Source organism: Paraburkholderia sp., assembly GCF_034668105.1.
Taxonomy (GTDB): Bacteria; Pseudomonadota; Gammaproteobacteria; order Burkholderiales; family Burkholderiaceae; genus Paraburkholderia.
In genome coordinates this window covers 1-3,774 of sequence record NZ_JAXDPY010000586.1, presented here as the reverse complement: position 1 = coordinate 3,774, position 3,774 = coordinate 1, and the positions used below count along the sequence as shown (strand labels likewise).

The 3,774-nt window shown below is 61.7% G+C and carries 4 protein-coding genes; 3 read left to right on the top strand and 1 reads right to left on the bottom strand.

Features of this window, described 5'->3' with window-relative positions; translation table 11 throughout:
- On the bottom strand, positions 1-536 hold a 536-nt coding region (locus tag QOC89_RS25945; protein WP_323047635.1), incomplete at its 3' end, for a GntR family transcriptional regulator.
- 473 nt (positions 537-1,009) lie between these two features.
- Here QOC89_RS25945 and QOC89_RS25940 point away from each other — a divergent pair.
- From QOC89_RS25940 to QOC89_RS25930, 3 genes are all read left to right on the top strand, one after another.
- Entirely contained in the window at positions 1,010-1,927 is a 918-nt protein-coding gene (locus tag QOC89_RS25940) for an ABC transporter substrate-binding protein (RefSeq protein ID WP_323047634.1), read from the top strand.
- A 10-nt stretch (positions 1,928-1,937) separates the two neighbouring features.
- Positions 1,938-2,999, top strand: coding sequence for an ABC transporter substrate-binding protein (locus QOC89_RS25935; protein WP_323047633.1), 1,062 nt, complete (start codon positions 1,938-1,940; stop codon positions 2,997-2,999).
- The coding region (locus tag QOC89_RS25930; protein ID WP_323047632.1) for an ABC transporter permease at positions 2,996-3,774 on the top strand (779 nt) is incomplete at its 3' end. The genes QOC89_RS25935 and QOC89_RS25930, both read left to right, overlap by 4 nt.

Below are 3,774 nucleotides of genomic sequence, written 5' to 3'. Positions count from 1 at the left end.
AGCAGGATGGTCAGGCACGTGAGCATCTGCAGGCCGCGCACCGTACGCTCGACGAAGCGGTTGCCCGACACCTGCGCGAGCATCACGTGGAATTCGCCTGAAAGCCGTACCGAGGTGCGCCGGTCATCACGCTTTCGGGCCTCGTCTTCCTGTGCCACGTGCGCGCGCAAACGCGCCAGGTCTTTCTTCGTCGAGCAACGGCACACCTTTTCGATGATCGGCAATTCGATCTGACGCCGCGCCTCGAACAACTCGCGCGCCTCCTCCACCGTCGGGCTCGCAACGAAAGCGCCGCGATGCGGCACGATCGTCACGACAAGTTCGTGCGCCAGTTGCTGCAACACCGAGCGCACCGTGGTCCGGCTCACGTTGAAAATGCTGGCGAGCCGGTCTTCGGAGAGCTTCGTGCCGGGCTGCAGCCGATGCTCCGAAATCGCATTCATCACGCGCTCGTAAATCACGTGGCGATGTGCGCCGTCGAAGGAGCCAGCCACTTCGTTTTCGGCCGTCTTCCCCCTCTTCTTATCAGTCGGCATGAAAGGGTCCTGGTAACGAGTTAAATCACGACAAGGGCAACGTGCGCGGTTGACTACACCCATTGCACTGCCTCGCCGCAGTGCAGATTATCGCCGATTTGCACACAATTTATATGCCAGATTGTATTTTTGTTGCGAGGGTAATCTGTACGACTGTGCGTGTCCTTGCTTGAAGGCCCAGCTAAACAGGCTTGAACGCATGATGCCCAGTCACTGTGCCGGGCGCAACATGGCGGTGCGAAATCAGCCTTCCGGCCACATTGTGGTGCGTTTTTAGAAGACAGGATGAGGCACGATTGTGTACAGGATTTAAGGTTTATTTAAAACACTATCCTCAACATCCTGTAAACAAAGCGATGCGCTTGAGCGCACAGGATGCCCCACTCGCTGGCACGGTCTTCGCTAAACATCGTTAAGCCCTCGCGCGCGGCAAGCCGTCTGCCCGAGCGATTCCCTGATTCCCAGATTCTGTCATGCAAAAACTGCTTCTGGCGCACGGCAGTGCGCTTTCCAATCTCGCGTTATTCGTTGCGGTCGATACCGGCCTCTTCGAGCGTCATGGCCTGCAGGTCGAAGCACCGGCGCTGGCCCATTTCAGTTCCACCGCCGCATTGCTGAGAAGCGGCGAGGCTGATCTCGGCACCACCGGCTTTACCCAGCCGCTGGTCGATCATGCCCGGCCCGATCCGCTGCGCATTGTCGGCGGCAGCGGCATGCTCGGTATGGCGCTCATGGGGCAGCCGGGCCTTTCGATGAGCGATCTGCGCGGCCAGCGCGTCGGAACCTTCGCGGACGATCCAATGGAAGTCCTGCTGCACGATGCACTGAGGGTACACGGCATGGACCCCATGCAGATCGACCGCGTACTGTACCCATCGCTCGCCGGGGCGCTCGACGATCTGACCGACGGCCGCCTTGCGGCGCTGACGTTGATCGAACCCTGGATTTCCCGCCTTCGGCTGCGCGGCTTCGAGGTGCTGTGCGACGGCTTGCACGCCTGGGGCGGCGACTATCCCGACACATTGCTCGTCGCGCGCAAGAGTTTTCTCGACGCGCATCCTGAACTCATCCGCGCGGCCTTACGCGCGATGCTCGATGCGCAGGACGCGATCACGAACCATCCCCGCGAAGCCTTGCGCGCCAGCGCGTACCGCTACCCCGAATTCACGCTCGACGAACTGCTGGCTGGCATCGCTGCGCAGCCGCCGAGCATCGATATTCGCCCGCTTCGCGAGTGCATTCTCGCCCGCGCCCGGTCGCTGGAAGCGCTCGGACGAATGCAGATTTCAGGCTCGCTCGGAGAGATTTTCAGCTTCGACCTGCTGGAACAAACGCTCGCGCAATCGCCTGCGGAAACTTTCACCTCCCCATCTGCCGTTCAACCTCTCTAAGGACCACGCGATGTTCAGGAAATTTGTTCAGCAAGACCCGAATGGTTATCCCTTGACCGAACTCGGCAGTACGCGACGCGAATTCCTGATGCGCGGTGCGTGTCTGGCCGGCGCCGCGGCGTTGGGCGGCGCCTATCTTCCACAGGCCATGGCGGCTGGCCCGCTGACCCTCAAGGCGACGCACGGCACGGGTCTCTGCAATTGTCCGTTCTTTCTCGTCAAGGAACGCAATCTCGCGCAGGGCGTCACGCTCGACTTCGTCACTACCCCGTCCAATGCGGACATCGCGGCGCTCTTCGGCGCGGGTGTGGTGGACGTCTCCGTGGTTCCGTACACCAACTTCATGACGCTCTTCGATGCCGGCGCACCGATCAAGATCGTCGCAGGTTCGGGCGTGCAGGGCTGCGTGATCGTCGCGCAGGCGGGCATCACCTCAGCGGCGCAACTGCGCGGCAAGACCATCGGCACATTCCAGGCCGACACGCTCGAAATGCTCCCCTACGATTACCTGAAGAAGGCCGGCATGAGTTTCGCCGACGTCAAGGTGCGCTACTTCGGCACGTCACCGGAACTGGCGCAGGCGTTCATCGCCGGGAACGTCGATGCAATGTGCCACATCGAGCCCTACGCGACGCAGGCATTGAAGGCGAGGCCGGGCTCAGTGCAACTTTCGAACGGTGTGGATGTATATGGCGCGAACTACTCCGACTGCGTTCTCGCGGTACGCAGCAAGCTCCTGCACGAAAATCGCGATGCGGTGAAGGCGCTGATCAAGGCGATGATGGTCGCGCAGCATCAGGAAGAACTGGACCGCGCCTCGGCCGTCAAGGACACCGTCGGCAAGTACTTCAAAACGAGCTATGACGCCACGCTCGACGCAGCCGCGAAGCAGCCCGCGATGATCGATCAGCGCAGCAACCAGAATTTCATCCTGCAGCGGGCGCAGAACCTGAAGGACCTGCGCTACATCAAGCGACTGCCTGGCGCTGACATGTTCGACTGGGGGCCGCTCAATGAGGTGATCAAGGAAAACGCCGATCTCTACGGCCAGCTCAAGCTGAAATCCGCATGAAAGCCGATCCGACGACCCTCTTCGCGCACCGGCACGTGGCGCGCCCGGCAGCAAGCGGCCGGCCACGCTCCACCCTCGTCCGGCGACTCGTGCCGCTTGGCTGGGGCGTCGCCTCGCTGGCGTGCTTCATTGGCGCATGGGAACTGGCATGGGCGGCAGGTTGGGCAGATCCGCTTCTGCTGCCGCCCCCGCATATCTTCCTGCGCAACTTCGCGTCGCAAGCGCAGTACTTCATTCCGACTGACGTGATTGGCGAGGCTTCGAACTCGACAGCGCTGAAGTCGCTCGCCATGACCATCGTTGCATCGACGTTGCGGGTGTTAAGCGGGCTGGTGCTGGGCTTCGTCTGCAGCGTGGCGATGGGCGTCGCGATCCGCTACTTCCGCCTGTTCGGCAACCTCACCCTACCGACGATCACGCTGCTGGCGCCCATCTCGCCGATCGCCTGGCTGCCGGTCGCGATCTTCCTGTTCGGAATCGGTAATGCGCCCGCTGTATTCATGGTGTTCATCTCGCTTTTTTTTGTCATGACCGTCTCGACGATCAGCCAGATCGACAACGTGAGCCGTACCCACCTTAACGTCGCCGCCGTGATGGGCGCGACGCGCGCGCAGACGTTCCGTCATGTGATTCTGCCGGCCATCTTGCCGTCGCTCTTCATGGTGCTGCGCATGAACCTGTTCGGCGCGTGGATGGTAGTCCTGGTGGCGGAAGCGACCGGCGTCGGCAGCGGCCTCGGTCAGGTCGTCATGCTCGCGCGCAATACCTTCAACTC

Coding starts and splice junctions, on each gene's coding strand:
- QOC89_RS25940 (WP_323047634.1), top strand. CDS start 1,010: ATGCAAAAACTGCTTCTGGCGCACGGCAGTGCGCTTTCCAATCTCGCG.
- QOC89_RS25935 (WP_323047633.1), top strand. CDS start 1,938: ATGTTCAGGAAATTTGTTCAGCAAGACCCGAATGGTTATCCCTTGACC.